This window comes from Pontibacter pamirensis, from assembly GCF_010015475.1.
Lineage (GTDB): Bacteria > Bacteroidota > Bacteroidia > Cytophagales > Hymenobacteraceae > Pontibacter > Pontibacter pamirensis.
In genome coordinates this window covers 145,987-166,403 of the sequence record NZ_SSNI01000010.1, presented here as the reverse complement: position 1 = coordinate 166,403, position 20,417 = coordinate 145,987, and the positions used below count along the sequence as shown (strand labels likewise).

Below are 20,417 nucleotides of genomic sequence, written 5' to 3'. Positions count from 1 at the left end.
GTGGTAAATGATGAAATGGTTTCGGCTATTGGTTCTGGGAAGAGAACTGCACAGAACTATCGTTTATCTCGTATTTGCTTCCCTTTAAAAGGTTGATAACTTCAGCGCCTGCCAGTAACACCGGACCATAGCCATGGGCTGCATACACATTGATAGGGCGGTAAAAATAAAAGGCGGGGTCAAAGGCCATGCCTGTGCCCACGCAGGTTCCTCCCACCTGCCCCTTGTCGTTCACCTGTGTAGCGACTGCATTCCAGGCCAGCAGCACCATCGGACCATACGCCTGCTTATCTACCCAGCCTTTATTTATAGCCCGGGCGATGGAGTAGGCATATATGGCGGTAGCGGAGGTTTCTAAATACGAGTTGTTGCGGTCGATGAGCTGGTGCCAGAAGCCTTCACCTGCCTGATAGGATGCAAGGCCTTTTGCATGTGCCTGTAGCTGGTCCATCACTTTTGGATAACCCGGATGGTCCTGCGGCAGTACTTCCAGCAGTTCAACCAGAGTCATAATAGCCCAGCCATTGGCACGTGCCCAATGGAACTGTGGATGCGGCTCCATGCCTTGCACCCATCCGTGCATATATAAGCCTTTCTCTTTGTTAAACATGCGTTCCGAGAACTGCACGACCTGCTTTACGGCATCATCATAATAGCGGCGCTCCCCGGTCAGTTTTCCCATCTGCGCCAGCGCCGGTACACTCATAAACAAGTCATCGAGCCATATGGTGTTTGGCAGCGGGCGGTTACGTGCAAGCGTGCCGTCAGGAAGCCGGAATTCTTTGTTGCTGATGTAGTAGATGTAGTTGTCGATGAGGGGGCGCAGGTCTGACTTTGTTACCCCGTAGCGGCTGGCCTTTATCATGGCGGCACACATAGCACCTGCGTCATCGAGGGCGTGCGGTGCCAGCACCTGCCGGAGCGGTGTATCTACCTGCGGGTTTTTCTTCATCTCGTTCCGGTAGTAGGGTGCCAGGTCAGCCAGGAAATTTAACCGCTCTGCCGTATAGTTCGTAAAGCGCGGATCCCCGGTGGCTTCCCCCGCCAGGAGCATCCCCGCATAGGTCACGCCCCACTCGTAGCTGGTTAACCGGAAGTCGCCCTGTTCTAATTTCGCATCACTGTTCAGCTTCTTGAGGTTTGTGATTTGCTTCCCTGTTTTCTGGTCTACCATGCGGGCGGGAGTAGTGGCGTCGAGGTAGGCATGCACCCGCGTCAGTACCTTAGTAACATCGGCTACCGTGGTGTTACCATATGGGGTGGGATAGTCGGGCTGCATGGCGTGCAGCGGCGTATTAACATCTGAGACTTTGGCTGGCGTCGTCTGCGCCTGCGCCGTTTGAAAAGCAGCTACTAAGGAAAGCGCAAAGAACGCTTTACGGGCTTTAGTGCTAAACCAATGGTAGTTGCTGCTATGTACAACAGGATTTGAGTATTTTGCTACTGCTTTCATTCGAATGTTTTTTTGTATTGCGGGAGATGCTTTACCTCACAGACTTAAGCCATTAATGTTGTTCCTGTTCTTGCTGAGATAAGAATAATGTTTCTAAAATAGGAAGAATTAGAAAAAAACCTATCCTGTACTGTCCGGCTTCTGGTTTGGAAGGGGCTAAATTTCAGAAGCTAACTGCCATTACCTTACCTGTACATCAACCTCGGCAGCTAACTGGCGGGTGAGGTCCTGCACATAGTTTCGGAAGGAGGCGGAATCTTTGAAGGCTTCGTTGCTTAGCTCCCAGCCACCTACTGCATAGTAGGTTACAGGTTGGTTTTCCTGCACTTTCATTTTGGCAAAGTAAGCCTGTGCCAGTCTGCCTGAAGCTGGTGCTTCCATATAGCCCTGGTAGGCAGTCTTCGGTAAAATTAGCGCCAGGCCCAGTATCCATTCGTTGTTGTAGGTTTCGCGGTCGTGCGTCAGCAGTATCACCCACTCATCATCCACATTAATTTCTGCAATGGAGTCTGTCTGATCCAGGTTATTCATGCCGATGAGCAGCGTTTCATCACCCTGCAAACCAGAAACGCTGGCCGTATTGCGGTACGCGTACATGCCTGGCCAGATGGTGGGCTGCTCTTCTACCTTATATGTTCGGTCTGTGCCATCCGGCTTCCAGTTGTTATAGCGGAGGTGCATCATCGACCGTACCGGTCCTTCGGTGATGATATTGAATGTGGTGTTCTCGACATTGTTTGCCGTGTCATTTACGGTTACTCCCAAGCGGTAGGGGGTGTCGCCAATCATGAGGGCAATGCCGCCAATGCCTGTTGAACTGCCTACTGCCATAATGTCCCGGCCCCATTCTTTCATTTCATGATAGTTGTCTTCCACGGCACCAGTGTTACTGATGCCCACCGTTTCCGGTGACATATAGGAAACTTTCTTGCCGAAAATATCTTTGGCGTTCCGTCCATCTAAGTAGTGGCGGAAGCCCACCTTGTCGTTTTCCCATGCAGGCCCATCTGTTTGGTAAGGCTGATAGCCCATGCCGGCACTTTTAGGCAGTTGATTGGCATAAAGCGTGTCGCTAGTTCTAGGCTGCACCGGCGACTCTGCAGCCGTGCGTTTCCCGAACCGGACACTGGTGCGTGTGGTATAATCAGGTTGTGCGCTTGCCCATGACAGTTGCAGCGTCTGCTCGCCGTTAGCGGGTAAATCAATGACAAAAAACAGCTCATCCCATTCATTGTCACCATCCAAATCATCTAACTGTGCCGCAATGGTATCACCGGTTTGGGTAAGGAGAACTGGATATCTGGCTCCGTCGGGCATACCAGAAAGTTTGTCCCGTTTGATGGAAATGGCTTTATCGGTGAGTGCAACCGTTGATTGGTTTGTGAGAACAACTTCCTGTGGTTGGTTCTCTTTTGACTGGCACGAAAATAGCATGCTGCAAAAGCAGACCAGGGAGAGCGGAGCAATACCTTTTATTATCATGGAGAATAATGGTGGTTAAATGTTTGGAGATATAACTGCTGCTGATAAACAGGTATTTCCAAATGTAATAAATAAGACATAGCTGGCTATCCTGTTCTAACCTGTTTGGAAAGAAAACCAGAAAGCAGGCGCTGTTGGCTGGAATGCTGTACATCTAGCTTAACATCATTCATTTTTAGGGAGGAGGCTCACAGGATAGAGCAGGATAGAAAAATAAGTATTGTCTCTTACTTTAGCTTTACAGAGCATACTATTTACTTCTTTTGTATTCAAAGTTTATAAATTGGTGCTGATAAAACAGTGTTTTTTTGTTTTCTTATCAGCTTAAACAACAGCGAAAGAGTTCTAAAATTTAAATAACCAGCATGACTATCAGTATCACATCCCTTCGGAATACCTTCTTTTTGTGTTTGCTAGCGCTCACCTGTGCAGCCCAGACTACTGGTGTTGAGAAACTGCCGAAGAAGAAAAAAATTCTAAAAACCCTTACGCTTGCCAATGACTATTTCATGCAGAAATGGACGGACCCTGGTAAGGAGATAGTGACAAACAAAACCCGCCCAAGCAATATCTGGACGCGTGCCGTTTATTATGAGGGCCTGATGGAGTTATACAAGGCGGACCCGCAGCAACGATATTACGATTATGCAGTGGAGTGGGGTGAGAAGCACAACTGGGGTTTGCGCGACGGTGTGTCTACCCGAAATGCCGATAACCAGGCTGCCGGCCAGACTTATATTGATCTGTACATGATAGATCCAAAGCCGGAGCGAATCCGTGATATCAAGGCATCCATTGATAACATGGTGAACTCTGAGAAGAAGGATGACTGGGACTGGATTGATGCGCTTCAGATGGCCATGCCGGTGTATGCAAAGCTGGGCGTCTTGTATAAAGATGATGCTTACTTTGAGAAGATGTATGACCTATACGATGCGGCCAAAAATGAAATTGGCGGTGGCTTGTATAACTCGGAAGATGGCCTGTGGTGGCGTGATGCTGACTTTGTGCCACCTTACAAAGCACCAAACGGGGAAGATACTTATTGGTCAAGAGGCAATGGCTGGGTAGTAGCAGCTTTGGTAAGAACCATGGAAATTATGCCGAAAGACGCACCACACCGTGAGGAATACGAGAAAACATACCTGGAGATGATGAAGGCGCTGGTGCCACTTCAAAGACCAGATGGTTTCTGGAATGTAAGTTTGCACGACCCTACTCACTTTGGAGGTAAAGAAACCACCGGTACTGCTTTATTTGCATATGGTATGGCTTGGGGAGTAAACAATGGCCTGCTGGACCCTAAAGTATATACCCCAGTTATTGCAAAGGCGTGGAATGCAATGGAGAAAGATGCGGTACATAAAGATGGGTTTTTGGGCTATGTGCAAGGCACTGGTAAAGAGCCTAAAGATGGTCAACCTGTGTCCTACACCAGCAAGCCTGACTTCGAAGACTACGGCCTCGGCTGCTTCCTCCTCGCCGGCACAGAAATCCTGAAAATGAAGTATTAGTACCCGTTTTAGAACACTCTACAATGCAAAAGGGATGTGGCTAACGAAGCCACATCCCTTTTGCATTGTAGAGCAGTTTTATGTAGATGATTACTGCTTATTCTTTATTCAGTGAATTTTGGGTTCAATAAGGTTGCATACATTGTTAGCCTTCATAATATATTCCCTAATAACTTTTTTATTTCATTACCTCCTCATTAAGTTCTGTTCCTCTTGACTGCTGCTGCTTTTTGAACTCTCTTCTAAGAAATGTATAGGTTAGGCCTACCTGAAAAACCTTATTAGCCCCTACTGTTCTCAAGGTGTGTACATGCGCATCCTGGTCAAAGTAAACGAAATGAAAATAATTCCGAAGGCCGTGAGCGTATCTTACCTCTACACCTAATTTAGAGGTTATGCTGTAGGCCAGGCCCCAGTTGAAAGCCCAGTCGACTTTCCGATTTGGATTACCAAGGGTATGAATCTCATCCCTGTACCTCGAATAGTACCCTGCTAACAAATTGATTTCAGGACCAACAAGTAGCTTTAGCCCTTCATTTACCTTAAACCCGGCCAAGACAGGAACACTTATATAATTATAGTTTATCAAGCCGTCACCATAAACTTCATGGTCCGAGAACCGAGTCCCTTTACTAGAATACAACACTTCGGGCCTGATGATGAGTTTCTCTGTTAGGTTCACTTCTGAAAACGCTCCAAAGTAGTAACTTGGCTTGATACGGCTATCTTCTACTCCTCGTAATTCCATGTTTGCTAAAGCTCCTCCCGCTTTTATGCCTAATTCTATTTGGCCGTGGCTAAACTCAATGGAACAAACTAAAAGGGTAAGTGCTAGAATAACCTTTTTCATAAACTGTAATATTACTTTCTTTTGAGAGACAGGTAGTAAATAAAGGCTATAAAATTACTGTAATTTCTCAAACTCAGCCTTCGTCACTTTGAAGATGCTGCCATGACGCATTCCTTCGGGGAAGGAGATTTTATCGGAGATGTCGGTCCAGTTTTTCAGGTCGTCTGACTGCACCGCACCCATGCTGTGGTCTATGTATTTATCAAAATAAACGAGCCACTTATCTTCGAGCTTTAAAGTTGTGGGGCCTTCTGCCCAGTAGCTACCAGTAATGGGAGGGCTGGCGGCACTGTAGGGACCTGTTAAGTTATCGCTGTAGGCCACCTTTATGTTTTTCTGAGCTGGCTCACGTGTTTCGTCTTTCAGAAACATCATATAGCGGTTGTTGTCATTTACAATAGTGGCATCTATCACATTGAAGCCCGGCTCATAAAGCAACTTTGTCTCACTAAAATCCTTGAAATCTTTTGTGGTGACATAGTACATGCGGTGGTTGTAGGCATCATCTTTCTCAGATTGAGTTTCAGGGTAAAGCCCCGTAATAGTAGTAGCCCAGTAGATCATGTATTCCTTCTTCTCGTCATCGTAGGTTGCCTCCGGAGCCCATGTATTGCGGGCATTAGGTTCATGTGCCATCACGGGTATAAACTTCTGCTCCGACCAATTGAGCAGGTCTTCTGAACTGGCGTAGCCAAGACCTTTTTCATTCCAGCTCACCGTCCATACCATATGGAACCTGCCGTCTGCTCCGCGTATGATGCAGGGGTCGCGCATGAGTTTGTCGTTACCGGCAGTAGGTTTTAGAAAAATAGAGTCATTCTTCAGGGCTTTCCATTCATAGCCATCCATGCTGTAGGCCAAATGCAGGCCATCTCCGTTTCCTTTGAAGTAGGAGAACAGGTATACATCCTCTTGTGCCGCTTGTTGTTGCGAGATGGTACAGGAAATGAAGGAGAGTAGTAGAAAAATGAAGCACAGTGGTTTTTTCATAAGGTTTATATAGTGGCAGCTTCAGTGCTGGCATGTGAAGTAGATTTAGTGCGGAGGTTTTAAAAACTTGTAATGAATAAACAATGGAATTACCGAAGTATAAAAATGTTAGCCTAGAAATGCAAGAAGCTTATAGATAGTAGTATTGTATAGTGGGCTTTTGCTACATACTTGCCAAACTTTTAGGATAGAGAAAGTACTTCAGCTGCAAGCAGATTTTGCTCAGAAATATACTTATTCCTGTAGATGTGCTCAACTATAATTATGCCTTCATGTCTATTTCATACTACTTTCATCTGTTCTGATGTACCGGGTCAAACCACCCCTTCCCCTCCTGGGGGTGAAGGGGCCCCCTTTAGAGTCCAAGGAGGGGAACCTGCTGCTTCATTTGCGTAGGACTTTTCCCATAGTAAAGGCTATACTTACTACTTTAATCAGCTAGAACGAAATGAAAGCGATTCCAGTCTTTGGGTTGAGCGCCTTGTATTTGATGTGATGCCGAACGCAGTGAGGCAGCCCGCAGCGGAGCGAGGGCAGCTTCAAATGCACAGCGCGATGCACAAAGACGAGGCCTCTCGGCCTAGAGAGCTAAGACAAATAAGGTGAAACAGTAGGTGAGGTGCCGCTGGATAAACTATCACTACGGTAGGTTAAACAGAATCAAGCACCAGCAGATGCCCCTGACTCAGTAAATAACTTCTGTACATGTGCTTGTTAAAACAGGCAAAGCGTAGAAGCGAATGCCCCTTCAGAACATCCGCTTCTACGCTTTACCACCCCAACAGAACCGCCTTTAATGGCAGGGTATAAAACAGGTTAACTGTCCCAGGTCATGATTTCGCCCCGGTCCTCGATTTTAAGGCATTGCGCCAAGGTCTTTTCGTCGTAATACAGGCCGTATTGTTTTAGCACTTCATCCGGAACACCATCCCAGGCGTTGGGTTTATTGCCCTTGTAGTTCATGTCTTCGATGCCCATTTTGCTCGAGAAGAAGCCCATGGCGGTCATGTTGCGCATCTGGTTAAAAAAAGTTACGCCCTGGCTATTCTCCGGAGCCGCTTTCTCGGGGTAGGCAATCAAATCTACCAGTTCTATCTGCTGGGCTTTACTGGCCTTTGCAAACGGCTGCCCGAAAAGCTTATTTGATTTTATATCCAACCAGCGTAACCCACCCCGCATCGGAACCTGATTTTCAGGCCGGTCTTTCACGATGAATTCAATAAACTCGGGAACGCCTGCATCCGAGGCACTGCCGGAGCGGTCATCTGCCGGAATGATAATATCGCTCAACATAGTTATCGTGACCATTTCCGCATCAGTAAAGAACTTTTCCTCCATAAGGCGGGCATCGCGCTCTTTTTCCTCGGCTGTCCGGCCGTATCCTTCTGAGTTGGCCTCCCTTTTAACGGCTTTGGCACTCTTCTTTTCGTCAGTAATGATATTGTTGTCGCAGCCTGCCAGCAAGGTGCCGGCACTTAACGACCCGATAGCTAGTGCTTTCAATGATTCTCTTCTATCCATAATGATAATGCTTATACTAAACGATATTTTGCTTTTTAACCTGATCTAACATGTATTCGGAAGCCCGCATCGATAAGGCCATAATCGTCCAGGTTGGGTTTTTATCGGCCTGCGACACAAAAGGTCCGCCATCTACTACAAAGAGATTCTTTACTTCATGCGCCTGGCAGAATTTGTTTAGTACAGAGCGTTTCGGATCATTGCCCATACGGGTGGTGCCCACTTCATGAATAATACGTCCTGGGTTTGCTAAACCATACTTTTCATCTGCCCCTGGTTTATCGCCTAAAGCCACGCCGCCCATAGCATCGATGATACTCTCGAAGGTATCGTGCATGTGTTTGGCCTGTTTTAGCTCGTGCTCACTCCAGGTGTAGTTAAAGCGCAGTACTGGTATACCGTATTTATCCACCACGTTTGGGTCTATTTCGCAGTAATTGTCTTCGCGGGCAATACACTCGCCACGACCGGCAAAGCCGACGTTGGCTCCGTAGAAGCGGCGGTAATCATCTTTTAGCGAAGCCCCGTAACCACCAGCCGCTTTCATTCTGCCATCGCCTCCGGCATACTTGCCATTTAAGTTTTCGATACCGGAGCCGAAACCATAACCAGGCATGCCCATGCCACCACCATATTCTATATGGTAGCCCCGGGCAAAGTCAAGTTTACTGTTGTCGAGCCACCACGGAGAATACACGTGCATGCCGCCTACGCCATCTTCGTTGTAGCGCTTGCGGTCCATGAGCTTTGGGATAAAAGCACTGCGAGAGGCACCGGTAGAATCGTGCAGGTACTTGCCGACCATGCCACTTGAATTGGCTAATCCATCGGGGTGCTGCGCTGATTTAGAATTAAGCAACAGCCGTGCTGATTCGCAGGCGCTGGCGGCTAAAACAATCACTTTGCCGTTTACCTGGTATTCCTGCATATCGGTTTTATCAGTATATAAGATACCGGTAGCTTTCCCAGACTTATCAGTCAATACCTCACGGGCCATGGCGTTTACATATACCTCCACATTGCCCGTATTGCGGGCGGGCTTCACGAGGCAGGTAGAAGAAGAAAAGTCAGCGTGCACGGAACAGCCCCGGTTACACTGGCCGCAAAAGAAACAGGTGCCACGCTCCTTGTTGATAGGCCGGGTTAGCATGGACTTACGGGCCGGAATAACTGGTATGCCTATACCCATCGCCGCTTTTTTAATCATGAGCTCATGCAAACGGGGTTTAGGCGGTGGCAGGAAATAACCGTCTGGATCATTAACCAAGCCTTCGTTCGTGCCAAACACCCCTACCATTTTGTCTACCCGGTCATAGTAAGGCTTGATGTCAGCATAGGAGATAGGCCAGTCGTCGCCGAGCCCATCTAAACTTTTATGCTTAAAATCATGCGGACCGAAGCGCAGGGAGATACGGCCCCAGTGGTTCGTCCGGCCACCCATCATCCGGGAGCGGAACCAGTCGAACTGCGTGCCATCTTTGCGGGTGTAAGGTTCGCCTTCTATTTCCCAACCCCCGTAAGCCGCGTCGAAATCACCAAAGGCCCGCGTGGTACTTGCGCCCCGCCGAGGCGACTGATAAGACCATTTTAACTGGGTTTGCTGCTCCGGGTTAGCGGGGTCATAATCAGGTCCGGCTTCCAGCAGGGCTACCTTAACGCCTGCTTCCGAAAGTATTTTTGCCGCCATACCACCGCCGGCCCCGGAACCTACAATCACTACATCGTATACTTCGCCCTTCTTTTTAATTTGAAATGCCATAAAGTTGATTCGTTATCTAAGCACTTATAAATGGTGGATAAATTAGTTCTTCAATATTCTAATGAAAGCTGTGCTGGCCTTGCCTAGTAAATCCAGGCGTTAGTGGAGTAGGAAAAGATAGTAGCCGCTTCTGTAACCAGAAAAGCCTGGCACGCATTGTACCAGGCTTTCAGGAAGCTATTAGAACTCAGGATAGCCTGGGTTCTGAGGGCTGAGGTTCGGATTGTTCCGCCGTTCCGGTGTTGGTAGCGGGAACAGCAAGTGTTTTTCCTGTAAAGCCTTGTTTGAGTTAAGGTTGACATGCCCTACAAAATCATCAAATCCCTTCGTAGTTTCATTGAAGACTTTACGTAGCCGCACCATGTCAAACCAGGTGATTTGTTCGTAAGCCAGTTCATGCCAACGCTCCTTCCACACCGCTTCCCGGAAGGAAGCCTGGTCATAAGTGCCCAGGGCGGGGGTGCTCAACTGCGCCCGGTCCCGGATTCTTTTGAATGCATCGTAAGCCTCTTGTGTGGGACCTGTTAGTTCGTTTTGCGCTTCGGCATAAATTAACAACACATCGGCATACCGGATGATGGGTACATTCAGATTGTTGTTGCGAGTAGGAGTAAGGCCGGGGGCGCCAGCGGAGGTAGTATTAAAGTGCTTGAAAATATAAGGAGCACCTAATTCGAAGGGATCGCCTGTGCCGTTGGTATAGTAACTGGTATAGAAATAGCCTTCCTGGTTCTTGGTCCGCAAGTCGCCTGCCTCATAAGAGTCATAAAACGAGGTAGTAGGCACCGTGCTTCCAGTACCGGAAGGACCAGCATACGTAACCGGTTTAAAGTTCGGATACATGTTCTCCATCGGGTTACCTGCTACCAGGTTATTGTACTGCACCATAAAAATGTGCTCTAACGTGTTTTCGGTACTCTCATTATGTACATCGGCATAGGAAGAGAACAGGTTAATGGTGCCGGGGTTGGCATTGGCGTACGTAATCACTTCATAGGCTTTGTCGGCAGCTAACTTGTAGTGGGAAGCGCCTTTCTGCAGCGGGAAGCCGGCCATAGTCAAGTAAACCTTAGCCAGCAAAGACTTAACAGCAGCCGTAGATACCCGTCCGGTGGCGTCCATCCACGGTAAACCAGCCGCTTCCGCCTCCGTTAGATCCGCTACAATCAAATTGTAAACCTCTTCTTTAGGTGCTCTGCCGGGCATAAAATCCTCTGAGGTCAGGCTTTGCGGGGTGGTAATCAATGGAACATCCCCCCACAGCTGCACTGCCTGGAAATAAGCCCATGCCCGTAAAAACTTTGCCTGGCCTAGAATCCTTGTTTTATGGGCTTCGTCCATTGGCGTAATTGCCGGAACCCTGTCAAGCAAGAGGTTGGTTTGCGCTATCAGCCGGTACAGGCCATTCCAGTAGTTGGCTACATGGCCGGTATTACCATCGTAAATTAAACCGTACAGGTTGTTCAGGTCTGAGTTCTGGCCGGTTTCAGTCGTGGAGGTTCCGGTAGGTGCCTCCAGCATCTGCCAGGTAGACGAAAATATTCCGGAGCCATCATACACCAGGCGGGTATCGGCATAGGCTGCGGCTAAGGAAGCTTCCGCATGATCCGGTATGGTATAAAAGTTATCCGGGGTCAGGTTGGAAGGTGGCACCTCGTCCAGGAAGTCTTTACATCCTGTTGCGCTGAGCAGGAGCACCCCGCCTAGCAAAACCTGTGTTAATTTTCTTAATCTATAAATCTTCATGATGCGTTTCTTTTTTAAAATTGATAAACCATTTACAAGCCGATCTGCAGACCTACCAGGAAGGTTCGTGGTTTTGGATAGCCATGCCAGTTTTGCCCCTGGGAGAACACGTTTTGCGCATCAGAGGCCCTGATACCAACGGTCTCTGGGTCTCCGATGAGTTCGTCATCGACGATCAGAAATAGGTTCTGGGCGGAGGTATAAATTCTCAATCTGCTTAGCCTTGCTTTTTCAGCGACAGCAGTAGGGAAGGTATAGCCGAAGAGGATGTTTCTGCCCCGGATAAAGGATCCGTCCTTGATCCAATGCGTGTCCACGTTGGTTATATAGCCGGCCCGGGTGTCTCTTATTTCAGCAATCATGGTATTCTGATTGTCCGGAGTCCAGGCGTTTAATACAGTTTTGTAACTGTTTGCCAGGGCCTGGCGGTCCTCGCTGGAGTGCAGGGTCATGTCCAGTACATCATTGCCGTAAGAATACTGCAGATCTACTAATAAATCGAAGTTTCCAAAACGGAAGGTGTTGGTGAGCGCCCCCCAGGCTTTAGGACTACCATTGCCGATGATACTTCTGTCAGCATCCGTAATCGCATTATCACCATTTACATCCAGGTATTTAATGTCACCCGGCATAAGGGTTTGTCCAGGGCGATAGCTGGTAAAGCGTGCCGCTTCCTCTCTTTCAGCTTCACTCCAGATGCCTACTCGGGTAAGTCCCCAGAAAGAGCCTACTGGCTCACCGACACGTATGATGTTTGTTTGGTTTGTGAAACTAGGACCACCCACTCCAAAAATGTCGGCTGGTGAAGCTAAAGCCAGCACTTTGTTCCGGTTCATGGAAACATTAAAGCCAGTACTCCAGGAGAAAACACTGCTTTCAATGTTCACTGTATTAAGTGACAGTTCTATGCCTTTATTTTCCATAGAACCCACGTTCTTCCGGATGGTGGCATAGCCAGAAGTACGAGGCACAGGGGCATCCAACAGCATGTCAGTAGTCTTGCGGTAATACACATCCGCTTCCAGGGTAATGCGGTTGTTTAACAAGCCCAGTTCCACACCAATATCTGTTTGTGCCGTCTTTTCCCACTTTAGTTCCGGGTTTGCCAGGCGCGTAAGACCGGTTCCGCCTACTCGTATATCATCTAAAACAGCGGCATAGTTAGAGCTTAAAAGCGCCAAAGAGGAATAAGCCGGAATCTCGGAGTTACCCGTCAGGCCATAGCTGCCTCGTAACTTCAGGTTAGAGATAACACTGCTTTCTTTCAGGAAATCCTCTTCTGAAATACGCCAGGCCAGAGCGGCCGAAGGAAAAATGGCAAATTTGTGGTTTTCCCCAAAGCGCGAGGAACCATCTGCCCGTCCGGTTAGAGTAAACAGATACTTATCCATTAAACTGTAGTTAACCCGTCCGAAATAAGAGTTATAGGCCGTACGGGAAGCGCCCGTGCCCACCAAGGGAGACGTGCTGCCAGCACCCAGGTTGTTGTACAGGAAGTAGTCTGTGGCAAAGTTCCGGATAGAAGCATCTACGTTAAAGTTATTGGTTTCCTGCCAGGACAATCCCAGTAAGCCGGTGAAAGAATGAATGTCACCAAACTTCTTGTTGTAAGTAAGGTAGTTCTCCAGAGACCAGAAGCTTTCCTTCCGGTTACGGGAGGCTGCGTTTCCGCGGTTGCCAATGTCCAGGGTTCGGGTAGTAGATTCGTTGTTTTCCTGGGTGAGGATGTTGGCGCCCAATACTGTTTTCATTTCCAGACCTTCCGCGAAACGGATGTTGGAATATATACTACCGATAGTCGTTTGGGTATTCAGCAGGTACTTGCGGCCATGTAAACGGTGCATGGAGCTCATGGTTCCTTCCGCTAAAGGATAATCCCGGTTGTTGGCAAAAGTGCCATCGGGGTATCTTACCGGCATAAAAGGAAAGTCTTCCACAATCTGACGCGCCACCTGGTCCGATATATCCACCAGGTTCTCTTCCTGGTTATTATAGCTGAGTGTTCCCCCCACATTCAACCATGATTTTATCTGGTCGTCGATGGTAAACCGGCCAGAGTAACGCTTCATGTAAGAGTTTATCAGGAAGCCCTGATCATCGCGGTAGCCCAGGGAGAGGGAGTAGGTCGTGCGTTCGTTACCACCGCTAAAACTTAACTGGTGGTTTTGGGAAAGCTCAGACTGCGTCGTCTCTTTGAGCCAGTCGGTATCGTGCAAGGGGTTGCCATTCGCATCGAAAACACCTCTGGCAATCAGGTTCGGATCAGCCCGCTTCAGGGCCGGATTAAGAGACTCCCATTTGCCCGAAGCCCAACCTACCGGGTCGTATTTCTCCATATTCCGCCAGGCCAGTTCTTCTACTGCCAGGTATTCCTGTGCGTTGAGTACTTCCGGACGATTCGGGCCAATAGTTGTTGTGCTAAAGTCTACGTTGTAGCTTATCTGGCCTTCTCCGGAGCGCCCTTTCTTAGTCGTTACCAGTATAACGCCATTGGCGCCCCTGGCACCGTAAATTGCCGTAGAAGAAGCATCTTTCAACACTTCGACAGACACGACATCATTCGGGTTGATGTAGTCTATCGGAGAACTTGACTGCGCCAGGTTGCTCTGCGGCATCATTACCCCGTCAATCACATACAAGGGATTGTTAGAGGAGTTAATGGAGCTGAAACCCCGGATACGGATATTGGTTCTTCCGCCCGGGCGACCTGAGTTGGTGTTTACCTGCACGCCAGGCATTCTACCGGCTAGCGCCTGGTTTAAAGATGGAGTCGGGCGCTCCCGAAGCTCGGCTTCTTTTACCGAGGCAACTGCCCCCGTCAGGTCAGACCGTTTTGTGGTGCCATAACCGATTACAACCACCTCCTCAAGCGCCTTGGTATCTGCCTGAAGTTGAACATTGATAACAGATTTATTGCCAATCGGCACCTCTTGATTTGTAAAACCAATATAAGAAAACACCAGTGTCCCGTTTTCCTGCCCATCCGGCACGTTCAGGCTAAAAGTGCCATCTAAGCCTGTCGTAGCGCCCAAGGTTGTTCCTTTTAGCACCACGGACACTCCAGGCAGTGGCTCTCCATTACTGTCTGTCACCTTACCACTAACCTGAATGGCGTAGGCGAGTGGGCTGTTTATTGAAAGTTCTTCCCCCTTAGCTGAGGCCTCCATATAAGTTGCCGGCTTATACTTTTCAGCGGCATGGCTGTGTGTAGCAGTTAATCCTGCACACAATGTAAACGTAAGAATGCCGGTATAGAAGAACCGCCCTCTTGCTTTTACATGATCACCATCAAACAGACTTGTAAATTGGTGTTTCATCTGATTAAAATTTTAAGTGAATAGTTAACTTAAGTTGCATCTACAAAGATTCTGTTGGTGGTTTGGGCAAAGGTGAGTAGGCCCTTCAACATTGGAAGGCGAAGCAAAAGTCTAAAGCACCAACTTGTTAAGCATTAATGTTTAACCACTGATACTGCTGAGGCATAACACAGAATAATCTAAAAAACTTGGTTAGATTATTCTGTGTTCACTGTTGATAATATAAAGCTGCTATATAAAAAGGTGTACTTTCTCCATAGCGGTTTTTAAATGCTGGTTTACAGAGAATTAAAGCACTTTAAACTTGAAACTGAGGGAATGTTACTAATTGTAAGTGTATAGTCACTTGTAATGATTAAATGTAATGGTTAGTTTTTATATTGCAAAAATTTCTTTAATTATTTTATTTATGCAATATAAATGCTGTGGAATAAGATTAGTCTTCTGTAGTGTCTCTATCTATATGCTGATTGACAGGAGGTATACATATCGTGAGGACTAAGACAGAACGCTATAATTGATTACTATTGACAATGCTATAAGTACATACGGAAGAGGGGGAGCTCACTGGATTATCAAATTGTCAGCAGCAGTGTCTGCAGTTAACATCGGCGGGCAAACCGGGTATTAAATACGCTCATTAGCGGACGTGTCACGGAGTGAAGTGAGACTCTTCTTCTTTTATACCTCAATTGCGCTGGTGAACTGAGGCCTCTGGAGAGGTTTAATCTCTATCGCTGCTTCTGTTTAATCTTGCCGTTATACCTATCATAAAAAACTTTAGCTTACTCTTATATTTTTATGCTGAGGCAGCAAATATGATTAATCACTTGCTTCATAATAAATTGTTTATTAAGGCTTTTGTTTTTCGATATTACCTCTAAATTTGAATATATAAATGGTGGATGGGTATTAATTAGAAACCCAATATCTGTCCATAACTTATTTACTTGGTCTATTATTGAACTCACTTAATGAGCAATAACAGAAATTTGCAAAGATATGCTTGGTGGTATTGTGGCAGAGAGAAAGACATGGCTATGTATAGTAGAGGGAAAAAGGCTATGTGCGGCATATGAGGGAGGCTGTCTTATTTGATAGAAGTCTCACGCATGCGATGTTTAAGTGTACAGTATCTTCTTCTACCCAATATGCACAGAAATTCAAGTCTACCCTCAGGAACTAAGCCAACAAGAAATGCGGTGCGTGTGTATGTTTCAAAACATACGAATGATCCGGTTGACTTCCTTTCTATATGTCGGCCGCTCCTAACAAACAAAAAGGGCAAAGGCAGACGCCTTCCCTTACACGCTTTTAAATGAAAAACAGTGATTTGTATTTTGTAAACCTTGGGTAACCAAATAATAGACGGTATATGATTAAAAATAAAACAGCAACCATTCGTGGCGTACTGCTGGCGGGGCTAGCCTTGATGTGCAGTACAGTCATGTCTCTGGCGCAGTCTGCGGCACCTCAGACAGTGGAAATTCCTCTCACCGATTTGTCGGTTTTCCAAAGTCCGGGAAAGAGCTGGCAGATAGCCGGGGATGTGACGGCAGAGCTTGACAAGGCGAACAGGCTCAATACAGCGGAGGGCACGGGCGTGCTGGTGAACGAGCCCGGCAGAAGAAAGAAAGGAACCGACCTGGTCACCACTTTCGAGCACGGCGACATGGACCTGGAGCTCGACTACATGATGGCCAAAGGCTCCAACTCCGGCGTTTACCTGCAGGGGCGCTATGAAGTGCAGCTGGAAGACAGCTGGGGCGTGAAAAACCCGACCTCCGCCAACAACGGCGCCGTGTATGAGCGCTGGGACGAAAGCCGCCCCGCCGGGCAGAAAGGCTACCAGGGCTATGCCCCCCGCCAGAACGTGAGCCGGGCACCGGGTTTGTGGCAGAACCTGAAAATCTCCTTCCAGGCGCCCCGCTTCGATGCCAGCGGAAAAAAGATAGAGAACGCCAAAATTCTGCGCGCCGAGCTGAACGGCGTAATCATACATGAGAACGTGGAGCTCTTTGGCCCCACACGGGGCGCCATGGGCAAAGAAGAAGTAGCCATGGGTCCGCTGCGCTTGCAGGGAGACCATGGCGCCGTGGCCTTCCGCAACATGAAAATAACCAACTATGGCAAGCCCCGCCCTGAGCTTGTGAATCTGCAGTACAAAGTGTACAAAGGCAAGTTTCAGGGGGAGCTGCTGTATGACAGCATCCCACCGGAGGCCGAGGGAACTTCAATTGCCCTGACATCGGACATCAGCCCCTTCTCCAACGACTTCCTGGTGCGCTACACCGGCACCCTGCGAGTGACGGAGCCGGGGGAGTATACCTTTAACCTGAGTCCCAGCGGCGGCGGGGCGCTGATGAAAATAAACAACAAGATGGTTATCCCGCCAGGGGAAAGGAACCTGAGGGCCTCCGTGAACCTGCCCGCAGGCGAGATGCCTTTCGAGCTGGTGTACTCCAAGATTGCGGAGTGGGGCAGGCCGGGCATCGGCGTTGCCGTGGTGGGCCCCGGTATCAGAGAGTACCTCATGGGCGACCCGGTTGCGGGCGGGAACAACAACTCTCAGGGGCCGATTCTGGTGGACGCCCCGGTGAACACCATCCTGCGCAGCTTCATGGACCTGCCGGTTGAAAACGAAGACGGCAGAAGAGGTGTCAGGGTGGTTCACGCCGTGAATGTGGGAAGCCCTGAGCAGGTGCACTACACCTACGACATGGACAACGGGAATATGGTGCAGGTGTGGCGCGGAGGCTTCCTGGACGCCACACCGATGTGGTACAGCCGGGGCGACGGCTCGTCCCGTCCGGTCGGGGCGGTGCAGCACTTCGGACAGCCGTCCTTCACGTTAGCCAGGCTTGCCTCTCCGCAGGCGGCCTGGGTGGCAGACACAGCAGGCAGCGGCTTCCGCCCCGGAGGGTATGACGTGGACAAGGCAGATCAGCCAACCTTCAGCTACAGGGTATATGGCACTGCCGTGCAGGACGCTATCCGGGTACTGGAAGGCGGAAAGGGCTTTCGCCGCGAGCTGACGGTGCAGAACCCAGGGGAGAACCTGTACGCCCGCCTGGCAGGGGGTAGCACCATTGAGGCGGTGTCCAAGGACACATACCTGGTAGACGGCAAGGCTTATTACAGGATAGACGAGGCCGGTGGGGCAAAGCCCGTGGTGAGAGACGCTGGCGGCCAGAAAGAGCTGATTGTGCCGGTACGGGGCAAGGTGGCCTATTCTATCATATTTTAACCTCAGACCTTTTCACTTATGGAACATACAAATAAAAAATACCGACACGCCGCGCTGGCCCTTCTGCTGACAGCGGCAACTGCAACAGGTTTCAGTACCTCCGCCATGGCCCAGGAGTCACCGATGGAGGAGGATTACTTCAGGATTATGGGCGTAAGCTCGCCTGAGGGTGCCTTGCTGGAAGTGGGGGGACTGACAGTGCTTCCCTCCGGCGACCTGGGCGTCTCCACGCGCCGCGGAGACGTGTACATCGTGGAGAACCCCACGAGCCCGCGGCCCTATTTCCGCAAGTTCGCGACCGGGCTGCACGAGATTTTGGGCCTGGCCTATAAGGACGGTGCCCTGTACGCCGCACAGCGCGGGGAGCTGACAAAGCTCGTCGACACCGACATGGACGGCAAGGCGGATAAGTACAAGACTGTCTACTCCTGGCCGCTCTCCGGGCATTACCATGAGTACAGCTTCGGCCCTAAAATTGCGCCCGACGGTGACTTCTTCGTGACCGGCAACGTGGCCTTCGGTAATGAGGAATGGTGGCGCGGCGAGAGCCGGGTGCCGTGGCGCGGCTGGACGATGAAAATTAGCGAGGACGGAAAAATGGAGCCCTGGGCCACGGGCATGCGCTCCCCGGCAGGGCCGGGTCTTATTGACGGGGAGCTTTTCTACACCGATAACCAGGGCGAGTGGATGGGCTCCGGCGGTCTCTGGCACGTGCCGAAAGGCGCCTTCACCGGGCACCCCGCCGGCCTTCGCTGGACCAGCATGCCCAACTCACCGGTGAAGCTGACGACAGAGCAGATGTACGCCAAGCTTGACCCGCGCCAGGAGAAGAACGAGCAGGGGCGCTACATCAAGCCAGAGAACATTGTGGACGAAGAATATGTGGCGATGTACGAGATGAAGGAGGCCTTCCCGGAACTGCGCACCCCGGCGGTGTGGCTGCCGCACGGCATCCTGGGAATATCCAACTCAGAGCCTGTCAAGATACCGGAGGAGAACTTCGGCCCTTTTGGCGGCCAGGTGCTGGTGGGGGACCAAGGGATGAGCCTTATCTCGCGCGTGTTCCTGGAGAAGGTGAAAGGCGAGTACCAGGGGGCGTCCTTCCTGTTCAGGACGGGCTTCCAGTCAGGCGTGCTGCGCATGGCCTGGGCAAAAGACGGCTCCCTGTTTGTCGGGGAGACGAACCGCGGCTGGGGTTCTGCCGGCGAGGCCAACTACGGCTTGCAGCGCCTGGTGTGGAACAACAGGGTGCCTTTCGAGATGAGGGCCGTTCGTGCCATGCCGGACGGGTTTGAGATAGAATTCACCAAGCCCGTGGACAGGAAGTCGGCGGAGGATGTGAACTCCTACGATGTTTCGAGCTTTATCTACAAGTACCACCCGGTTTACGGCAGCCCGCCTGTCGACACAGAGGAGAACGTCATTAAAGGGGTAAAGGTGTCAGAGGACGGGATGAGGGCCCGCCTTGTGGTGGACAACCTGCGCCGCTACCACATCCACAACATCACCGTTGGCGGCGTGCGGGAGCGCGACAACTTTCATTCGCTGGTTCACCCGACCGCCTACTACACACTCAACAACATTCCGGAAGGGCAGAAACTTTCCCTGAGCGAGCTGAGCACTGCCAACTCCGCCGCGGCGGCAACCAGGGCAAAGGCAGCTGCAGGCACCTCTGCCAGAAAGGCTGCGCCGGCAAACAAAGCCGCTGCTGCCAAGAAAGCAACTGCCAGGGCCACTGCCCCTACCTATGACGAGGTGAAGGGCCTGCTGGCAAAACATACCTGTCTGGCCTGCCATAACACAGACAAAAGACAAGTGGGCCCCGCCTATGTGGATGTAGCCAAGCGCGGCTACACGCCCGAGCGGATCGTGGAACTGATTCACAACCCGGAGCCGCAGAACTGGCCGGATTACGCCACGGAGATGCCGCCAATGCCGCAGGTGCCGAAGGAGGACGCGCTCAAAATCGCCAGGTGGATCAATTCGCTTGCCCCTGCCGGCAGTGCTTCTTCCAAGTAAGCAGGGCCGGTTTTGTTCTGATTTTTACTTCACTTTACAGTCTGTTCCTCTCCATACAAAGGAGAGGAACAGACTGTATTTTTTTGCTACTCATACCAAATGACGTAAAGCTTCTTCTAAAGAACTCTAGCATTTCTACTCGTTAGCACGAAGTGAGACTGTTTCCAGTCTTTGGGTTGAGCGCCTTTGGAGATTTTTGGTGCCGCTCGCGCGGCAGCGCCCCGGCGCAAAAAACTCCCAGCGCGATGCCCGAAGACGAGGCCTCTCGGCCTGGAGAGCACAGAGCAATAGCTATGGAACAGTAGGTCTGATGCCGCTGGATAGGCCGTTGCTACGGCAGGTCAGACAGAATAAAGCACCAGCAGCGTATGCAGACTCTGAAACTCTGTGGAGTAATGTTTAGGAGAGGTGGTATCATATATAGAGGATAGAGACACTGCAACATCGCGAAGCTCAATGATGATTTCACCGGCTTTGTCCCATTAGAGGGATGCGAACCACTGGGTTACCTGTATCGAT

General features: G+C 49.9%; 11 protein-coding genes. 3 read left to right on the top strand and 8 right to left on the bottom strand.

What is annotated here, in order from left to right:
• Positions 1-25 precede the first annotated feature (25 nt).
• Both E1919_RS10810 and E1919_RS10805 read right to left on the bottom strand, forming a co-directional pair.
• The gene (locus E1919_RS10810) at positions 26-1,453 is read right to left on the bottom strand and encodes a glycoside hydrolase family 88/105 protein (protein WP_162053401.1); all 1,428 of its coding nucleotides are present in this window, start codon (positions 1,451-1,453) and stop codon (positions 26-28) included.
• Between the two features lie 180 nt (positions 1,454-1,633).
• A complete protein-coding gene (locus E1919_RS10805; RefSeq protein ID WP_202915898.1) occupies positions 1,634-2,887 on the bottom strand; it encodes a DUF4861 domain-containing protein in 1,254 nt (417 codons plus the stop codon).
• A gap of 413 nt (positions 2,888-3,300) precedes the next feature.
• Between E1919_RS10805 and E1919_RS10800 the strand changes: the two genes are divergently transcribed.
• Positions 3,301-4,449: a glycoside hydrolase family 88/105 protein gene (locus E1919_RS10800; RefSeq protein ID WP_162053399.1), complete on the top strand. Its 1,149-nt coding sequence runs from the start codon at positions 3,301-3,303 to the stop codon at positions 4,447-4,449.
• Positions 4,450-4,627: 178 nt separating this feature from the next.
• On the opposite strand, the gene E1919_RS10795 is transcribed toward E1919_RS10800, so the two are convergent.
• The 6 genes from E1919_RS10795 to E1919_RS10770 form a co-directional block, all read right to left on the bottom strand.
• Complete coding sequence (locus tag E1919_RS10795; RefSeq protein WP_162053398.1) at positions 4,628-5,299, bottom strand: porin family protein; 672 nt, start codon at positions 5,297-5,299, stop codon at positions 4,628-4,630.
• A 54-nt stretch (positions 5,300-5,353) separates the two neighbouring features.
• Positions 5,354-6,289, bottom strand: coding sequence for a glycoside hydrolase family 43 protein (locus E1919_RS10790; protein ID WP_162053397.1), 936 nt, complete (start codon positions 6,287-6,289; stop codon positions 5,354-5,356).
• 816 nt (positions 6,290-7,105) lie between these two features.
• Entirely contained in the window at positions 7,106-7,810 is a 705-nt protein-coding gene (locus E1919_RS10785; RefSeq protein ID WP_162053396.1) for a gluconate 2-dehydrogenase subunit 3 family protein, read from the bottom strand.
• A gap of 16 nt (positions 7,811-7,826) precedes the next feature.
• The gene (locus E1919_RS10780) at positions 7,827-9,569 is read right to left on the bottom strand and encodes a GMC family oxidoreductase (RefSeq protein ID WP_162053395.1); all 1,743 of its coding nucleotides are present in this window, start codon (positions 9,567-9,569) and stop codon (positions 7,827-7,829) included.
• 180 nt (positions 9,570-9,749) lie between these two features.
• Entirely contained in the window at positions 9,750-11,315 is a 1,566-nt protein-coding gene (locus tag E1919_RS10775; protein WP_162053394.1) for a RagB/SusD family nutrient uptake outer membrane protein, read from the bottom strand.
• 32 nt (positions 11,316-11,347) lie between these two features.
• Complete coding sequence (locus tag E1919_RS10770; RefSeq protein ID WP_237144251.1) at positions 11,348-14,632, bottom strand: SusC/RagA family TonB-linked outer membrane protein; 3,285 nt, start codon at positions 14,630-14,632, stop codon at positions 11,348-11,350.
• A gap of 1,375 nt (positions 14,633-16,007) precedes the next feature.
• Here E1919_RS10770 and E1919_RS10765 point away from each other — a divergent pair.
• Both E1919_RS10765 and E1919_RS10760 read left to right on the top strand, forming a co-directional pair.
• Positions 16,008-17,879: a 3-keto-alpha-glucoside-1,2-lyase-like domain-containing protein gene (locus E1919_RS10765; RefSeq protein WP_162053393.1), complete on the top strand. Its 1,872-nt coding sequence runs from the start codon at positions 16,008-16,010 to the stop codon at positions 17,877-17,879.
• A gap of 18 nt (positions 17,880-17,897) precedes the next feature.
• A complete protein-coding gene (locus tag E1919_RS10760) occupies positions 17,898-19,898 on the top strand; it encodes a hypothetical protein (RefSeq protein ID WP_394351762.1) in 2,001 nt (666 codons plus the stop codon).
• The last annotated feature ends 519 nt before the right edge of the window (positions 19,899-20,417 follow it).